The organism is Streptomyces sp. TRM49041 (assembly GCF_008271805.1).
Classification (GTDB): domain Bacteria; phylum Actinomycetota; class Actinomycetes; order Streptomycetales; family Streptomycetaceae; genus Streptomyces.
On record NZ_VSRY01000078.1, the window covers coordinates 1 to 272 of the forward strand.

At 71.7% G+C, this 272-nt stretch carries 1 protein-coding gene; it reads right to left on the bottom strand.

The window, feature by feature from the left end; translation table 11 throughout:
- A partial coding sequence (locus tag FVS66_RS05845; protein WP_149179919.1) for a KR domain-containing protein occupies positions 1-272 on the bottom strand: 272 nt, incomplete at both ends.

The following is a 272-nucleotide window of genomic DNA, read 5'->3' on the forward strand; positions in this document are numbered from 1 at the left end:
CACACACCCCACGCCAGCGAAGTCGCCGGCAGACCCGCCGCCCGCCGGAACCCGGCCAGCGCGTCCAGAGCGGCGTTCGCCGCCGCGTAGTTCGCCTGACCGGGGCTGCCGATAAGCGCGGCCACAGACGAGAACACCACGAACGCCGACAGGTCGGCACCGGCGGTCAGCTCGTGCAGATGCCACGCCGCATCCACCTTGGGCCGCATCACCCGCTCGACCTGCTCCGGCGACAGCGACTCCACCACACCGTCATCCAGAACACCCGCCGC